This window comes from Bradymonas sediminis (assembly GCF_003258315.1).
GTDB lineage: Bacteria > Myxococcota_A > Bradymonadia > Bradymonadales > Bradymonadaceae > Bradymonas > Bradymonas sediminis.
This window is the reverse complement of the sequence record NZ_CP030032.1, coordinates 4,119,001-4,125,000: the sequence shown is the minus strand read 5'-3', so window position 1 is coordinate 4,125,000 and position 6,000 is coordinate 4,119,001. Positions and strand designations below refer to the sequence as shown.

At 63.5% G+C, this 6,000-nt stretch carries 4 protein-coding genes and 1 pseudogene (1 of these 5 only partly in view); all 5 read right to left on the bottom strand.

Annotated elements, in window-relative coordinates; translation table 11 throughout:
* Positions 1-807, bottom strand: partial view of a tetratricopeptide repeat protein gene (locus tag DN745_RS15535; protein ID WP_111336231.1) — the 5' portion only. Its footprint begins 1,074 nt before the window's first position; the window shows 807 of its 1,881 coding nt (coding positions 1-807); the start codon lies at positions 805-807; its stop codon lies off the left edge, out of view.
* A 372-nt stretch (positions 808-1,179) separates the two neighbouring features.
* The gene (locus DN745_RS20145) at positions 1,180-1,665 is read right to left on the bottom strand and encodes a DUF4215 domain-containing protein (RefSeq protein WP_338028495.1); all 486 of its coding nucleotides are present in this window, start codon (positions 1,663-1,665) and stop codon (positions 1,180-1,182) included.
* A pseudogene (locus tag DN745_RS20140) lies at positions 1,660-2,202 on the bottom strand (right-handed parallel beta-helix repeat-containing protein); the annotation flags it as partial. The pseudogene DN745_RS20140 and the gene DN745_RS20145, both read right to left, overlap by 6 nt.
* Positions 2,203-2,223: 21 nt before the next feature.
* Positions 2,224-2,727, bottom strand: a complete 504-nt coding sequence (locus DN745_RS15525) for a hypothetical protein (RefSeq protein ID WP_111336229.1) — start codon at positions 2,725-2,727, stop codon at positions 2,224-2,226.
* 196 nt (positions 2,728-2,923) lie between these two features.
* Positions 2,924-5,824 carry a thrombospondin type 3 repeat-containing protein gene (locus DN745_RS20135; protein WP_133622151.1) on the bottom strand — a complete coding sequence of 967 codons (2,901 nt, stop codon included), beginning with the start codon at positions 5,822-5,824 and terminating at the stop codon, positions 2,924-2,926.
* Positions 5,825-6,000: the final 176 nt, after the last annotated feature.

The following is a 6,000-nucleotide window of genomic DNA, read 5'->3' as shown; positions in this document are numbered from 1 at the left end:
TTGGGCGACCTTGCCGGCCAGGTAGGGTCGCGCCTCGGCGTGGTTGCCCTGGTCCTGCAGGAGCTTTGCGATATGCATGCGGTTTCGCAACTTCGCCGGCACGCTCTGGGCCCGGTCGTAGTGGGTCTGCGCCTCCTTGAGCAGCGCGAGAGCGCGGTCGAGGTCGCCGTTTTTCTCGTAGAATCCGGCGGTTCGAGATAGCGAAGAGCCGACCGACAGAGGTGTGCCGGCCGACTTTAACTGCGTGATATCCGCCTGGTAGTCGCTCTGCGGGCCGACCGGACGCCCCCGCAATTGGCGCACCAGGCGCTTGTTGATGGAGCATAGCGAGGCGAAGGCTTGGTCGCCCTGGTCGCGCGCCGACTTCACGCAGATCGTCAGCGTGTTCTCGGCTTTACCTAGTTGGCCACGGCTCGCCTCGATTTGACCTTTGGTCAGAAGCATACGGCCGATGGCGGAGTCAAATTTGAGTTCCTCGGCCAATTTAAGGGCCTGGTCGATACGCTTGGCGGCCTCCCTATACGACCCCTGCTGCCACAAAAGGCTGCTCCACCCGAGAGCCGCCTCGGCCTTATAGGGGCTCGTCGCCGGCGTTTCATTATACGCCTTCTGGTAGGCTTTAATCGCCTTGGACCACTCGCCGCCGTGATACAGAAGTTCGGCGGTGTCGAGCAATTTCGCCGGACCCGTCAGGGATGCTTCCTCGCCGGCTTCCTCGGCCGCCGCGACCTGGATCGTGGCGGGCACGGCCAGCATAAGAGCGGTCGAGGCACAGATTCCGAGGGTGATCATCAAACGTTTTTTCATGGCAAAATCTCAGGCGTTTTTGAGAGAACTTTGGCGCTATCAAATCATATACTAGCAAAGATGTACGCAACTTGTCTGCGCGGCAGTTAATTGGACCGTGGGCACGCCCGAAGGTTCCCTCACGCCCGCCCGGCGGCGGCGATGAAGTGCTTTTAGCCGCGATGTCGATCGGCGTGTTGGAGGTGAGGGTGATCGGGGTGGTAGGCAAGCGCTCCGGGCGTCCGGCTTCGGCCCCATGAGCGATGAGGCGCGAGTCGCCGGCGAGGAAATATTGCAGCGTTTCGGGGATCCGATGATAGACGGCTGAGAAAGTAGAAGGCCCGCCGGTTCGTTCAGAACGGCGGGCCTTTGGGTCTTGCGGCTAGGCGCTCATTACGCCATCGGCGGGGTTTTTCGCGACGCGGCGCGCCGACGGATGAACAGCAGGCCTGCGCCCAGGGCGATCAGCGCCAGGGAGCCGGGCGTGGGCGTACCCGAGGTGGCGGAGCAGCCGCAACCTTCGGAGCCTTTTTTGCCTGGCGTCCCGCTGTCAGCTGGGTCCTCATTGCTGTGACCAGCGTCGTCGAGTTGGTCTTCGCCGATGTCGTCATCGATGAACTCGTCTTCGCCGTCATGCCTGCCGCCGTCATACCTGCCGCCGGCATCCGGCGCCGCATCAGGGCCCGAATCGAAGCCCGCGTCGAGACCCGCGTCGGGGCCAGCATCTACTCCGACATCGCCGCCGCCGTCATCCTCGATGACGCACGCGCTGCTGCAACCATCGCCGTCTTCGAGATTGCCGTCGTCACACTCCTCGTCCTGAGCGACGACGCCGTCGCCGCAGGCCGCGAACGTCGCGCCAAATTCGTAGGCGCCCATATCGTATTCGGCGCCGTTTATCCCGTCGCCGTTAAACGGACGCGCGGCCCCGTCGATATCATGGGCGGGCGCGCCGATGTCCGTGCCCGAGTCGATGGCGACGCTGCTGGGTTGGAGTCGGAAATCACCGTTCGCGGCGTCGACATATTGAGGGTTGGCGGAGCGCATCCCGTCACGCGCGGAGATGCGGGATAGATCGCCGCTGCCATTTCCCCAGGCATTCGAATAGCTCGCGTTGATGCGGCAGGTGCCGGGGGATTTCGAACTCTCGAGTCCGACATTCGAATTATTTGTCGCGAGCGAGTTATAGACTTCGACCGTCGCTCGGCCTTGGCCGTTACAGGCCAGGGAGACGCCGCTCGCGCCGTTATTATGAAATGTCGAGCTATGAACCGTGAGCGATAGGTCGCTGCTGGAGGCGCTAGTCGCGACGATCACGCCGTGCCCCAGATTGTCGTAGGCCAAGATATTATGAAGGGTGCTGGTGGTTTCGGCGTCGATCTTTATGCCGTGGGTGCAGTCGTGGACCCTGACCCCGTCGAGCTCGGCGCTGCCCTCCTAAATATGTACGCCGTAGAACTGGATGTTGGAGAGTTCAGATCGCGTGAGGCTAAAAGTGGTGGGGGCGTCGGATTGGATGCCCAAAAACGCGTCCTTGAGCGTGGCGTGGGCGATGGTCGCCGAGGCGTCGGGTTCAATGAGGATGCCATACCAGGTGGAGTGGTCCGGGGCGCCGTTGCTGGCAAACGAAACGGGGGCGTCTGCCGTTCCGTTGACCGCAAGGGTGCCGTGGACGGTGAACTCACTGAGCTCGGTGTTCTGTCCAGAGGCTTGCTGGTCGCCGGGGTCGAAGCGCACTTCAACCCCGGCCTCGATGGTGAAGGTTGAGCCGGCGGGCACCGTCAAATCGCCCTGGACGATATAGGGACTATTGGCCTGGGTCCACGTCTGATTGATCAGGTTTCCGCCCGGGACCGTGGTCTGGGCGAAGGCCGAGGCGGGGTTGACGGCGAGGGCGAATAAAAACGGGGCGCTAAAGGAGACGATCTTCAGGGTTTGCATGGGTTAATCTTCCAATAATATTTAAGTTTAGCGTTCTAAAATATGCGTGCGTGCCGGTAGACGCGCCGCCGCGGGCGATATTCATCGGTGTTTGAAGTCCGACGCGGACGATGCCAAAAAAAGGCATCAGGCTTACACCAAAAGGCCCGCCAACCTGAGGTTGGCGGGCCTTTTGGGGCTTAGCTGCTACACACGATTAGTTCGTGCTGCAGGAGTGACCCTGCAAGAGCGTCACAGCGTTGTTGCTCTCCAGGCACTCGTTGACGGTGCCCACGCCGGTGCCGTTGACGTCGTCGACCACGGCCTCCACGCTCCAGGTGCTGGAGTAGGGGAGGTCGAGTTGCAGGTCGACGCGCTCGGAGTCGCCCGGCTCAAGCGGCAATTGGGTGCGGCCTTCGCCGAGGAAGACGCGGTTGCCGTTGGAGTCGGTGCCGTAGAAGCTCACCGTCACGCCGGCGGGGACGCGGATGGCGCCGCGGTTGGTGACCCAAACCTGCGCGCCAACTTCGCACAGCTCAACCCAGGTGCCCTGGAGGTCTTCGGCCAACAGGTCCGGCGCAGCCTGCTGGCTGTCGAACTCGGTCAGCGCGTTGAGACGATAGGTGTTGTGGGTCGTCCAGCTCTTGACCTCGTTGCGCGGGATCGAGCCGTCTTCGTTGATATTGTCGATGTGGTAGGTGTGCTGGTTCCAGATGCGACGGGTCGCGACCCAGTTGTCGTCGGCGTCGCCGAAGACCTTGATGCCGTTGGTGCCGGTGGAGGCGCAATCGGGCAGCATATCGCCGCACTCAAAGTCGTTGCTGCCGACCACGATCGAGGCCGAGCCGCTGTTATCGACGTCGACGATGATCGGGTATTCCAGGCCTGTATAGGAGCTGTTGGGGGCCTTGAAGAGCTCGGCGCCGGTAGCGCCGTCGTAGATGCGCAGCCAGAGCTCGTCGTTATAGATGACCTCGGCGCTGCCGTCGCCCTGGAAGTCGAAGACGCTCGAGCCGGTGTTGCTGCTCGATTGGTCCTGGGTTTCGACTTCCCACAGCTTCACGCTGTTATAGTCAAGCGCGCCCGAGCCGAAGTCGCTCGGGTCGACGCTGAGCGCGACATATTTATTCGAGCCGGCGACGCCGATCTCGAGGTTTCCGTTGCCGTTGAAGTCGGCGACGGTCGGGGAGCCGAGGCGCCCGGAGCTCGGGACGTTGACCGGTCCCCAGACCACAGCGCCGCTGGCGGCGTTCTGGACGCGCACGGTGCCGTCGCTCACCACGACCATCTCGGGCAGGCCATTGCCGTTGAAGTCGGCGACGGCGACGAAGCCGTCGGCTTCGGTGTTGGCCCACAGAACGTCGCCGGTGTGGGTGTAGGCGGTGTTGCCGGTGAGGATCTCCTGCTTGCCGTTGCCGTTGACGTCGGCGATCGCGCTGAGCGGTCCGATCTTATAGGAGGAGTTCACGCCGATGCCGTCGCCGGGGGTGTCGGCGGCGTTGAACAAGAGGTTCCCCTGGTTGTCGAAGACGGCAGCGCCGAGCACGATTTCGGGGGTGCCGTTGCCGTCGAGGTCAGCGATCGCCGGGCCGCCCCAGTAGTTGGCCAGCGCGGGGATGCCGGTGGAGGCCAGGCCGTTGCGGTTGGTCTGCCATTTGATCGAGCCGTCGTTATTGACCGCGACGAGCTGAGTGACGTTGCCGTCGAGGACCAACGCGATGGTCTCGTTCTTGCCGTCGTTGTCGATATCACCGACCGCGATGCTGGCGGCGGGCTGGATGCCTTTATAGGCGCCGCTGCCAAGGCCCAACTCGACCGAGCCGACGCTCCAGATCAAGCCGCTGCCGTCGCCATGGGCGGCGCGCAGCACGCCGGAGTTCAGGTAGTCCCAGCTGACGTTGGGCGCCGGCGAGGTCTTGAAGGTCGTGAAGATGACGTCCGGGGTGTCGTACAGGTCGATGCTGCCGTCGGGGAAGCCCAGCGGGCCGGTGTCGTCGGTGAGGTTGGCGACTGCCGGGGTCATCATGACCTGGCCGCGATCCGGGTAGGGATCGTTGGCGGTGATGGTCAGGCTCCACTTCAGGTCGGGCGTGAAGGCGCCGGTCGGCGGGACGTAGACGCAGGTGGAGTCGGTCGGTCCGCCGGTGCGGCGCGTGGTGTCGGGGTCGCAGGCGTCGCCTTCGCCGTCCTGGTCCTCGTCTTCCTGGCCGGGGTTAAAGACCTCGGGGCAGTTGTCGGCGTTGTTATCGACGCCGTCGCCGTCCATATCACTGTCGCAGGCGTCGCCGACGCCGTCGCCGTCGATATCCGACTGGGTCGGGTTGGCGACCGTGGGGCAGTTATCCTCGGCGTCCACGATGCCGTCGCCGTCGCTGTCTTCGCAGGCGTCGCCGATGCCGTTGTTATTGCTGTCGGCCTGGTCGGGGTTGGCCACGTGCGGGCAGTTGTCGGCGTCGTTGTCGACGCCGTCGCCGTCAATGTCGGGGTCGCAGGCGTCGCCCACGCCGTCGCCGTCGGAGTCAGCCTGGCCGGGGTTTGCGACCGTGGGGCAGTTGTCGACGTCATCGTCGACGCCGTCGCCGTCCTGGTCGGTGCTGGTGCTGGTGTCGCAGGCGTCGCCCACGCCATTTCCGTTGCTATCGGCCTGGTCGGGGTTTGCGACCGTGGGGCAGTTGTCGGCGTCGTTATCCACGCCGTCGCCGTCCATATCGGTGTCGCAGGCGTCGCCGATGCCGTCGCCGTCGGCGTCAGCCTGGTCGGGGTTTGCGACCGTGGGGCAATTATCTTCCTCGTCCGGCACGCCGTCGCCGTCCTGGTCGCCTTCCTCGCCCAGGGTCGGGTCACACACGTCGCCCAGGCCGTTTCCGGTGGTGTCGATCTGGTCGGGGTTGGCGTCGTCGGGGCAGTTATCCACCGCGTCCGGCACGCCGTCGCCGTCTTTGTCACCCACGCACACATCCTGCACGCAGATGTCGGTGCCCGCGCAATCCGCAGAGGATTCGCACACGGCCGGGCCGCCGCCGGTCGCGCCGGTCTCGTCGCCGCAGCCGACGCTCAGTGTCCCAATGGCGCTAAGCGCCGCGATTGCCACAATCCACTTCAGGCGGTTCTTAATCATAATTTTCTCGGTCGAAGTCAGTCGTTAAAAAAACGTCTTTATTTATGGGTTACGCTCTGGAGGGCGGATAAACGGTGAACACCGTTGCGCTCTCTTCAGCGAGATTTCTAAAGATTACTATTGTTTATGCTGGATACTATCCAATTAGATGGGCGTTCTAATGAAAGTGGGCGAGC